Annotated in this window: 1 protein-coding gene; it reads right to left on the reverse strand. The window is 28.2% G+C overall.

The genetic code is table 11. The features are described from left to right. The coding region (locus tag E5A76_RS20470) for a hypothetical protein (protein ID WP_222932511.1) at positions 1-297 on the reverse strand (297 nt) is incomplete at its 3' end. Positions 298-393 lie beyond the last annotated feature (96 nt).

Here is a 393-nt window from a genome sequence, read left to right on the forward strand (position 1 = left end):
TTGTAATACTTGTAAGTCAGAGTTAACAGTATAAAAACCATCACTATAACTTAAAATTTTCCCATTATCACGAAAAATAGCCATTTCATCTATACCACTTCCCTCTATATAAATATCTGACGTGTAATCACCATGTTCAAATGTCAATTTGATTAACGAATTCCATATTCCTTTTGATTGAGAGTGAACATGAAGTTTAGATGTAAATACACCGTCTTTACCATAATGGTCGAAGGTTACATAGTGTGAATATGAAAAAACACAAACAGAAAAAATAAAAAAAGCTATTGTTTTCAATTTATTATTCCTCAATTTTTATTTTATGTAATTCGCTAGTAAGGTGTTTTTCATCTAGAATATAACTTTCACCCAACTTAGTGTCTTCATTTTAAT

The sequence above is a fragment of the Photobacterium lucens genome, from assembly GCF_009873615.1.
Lineage (GTDB): Bacteria > Pseudomonadota > Gammaproteobacteria > Enterobacterales > Vibrionaceae > Photobacterium > Photobacterium lucens.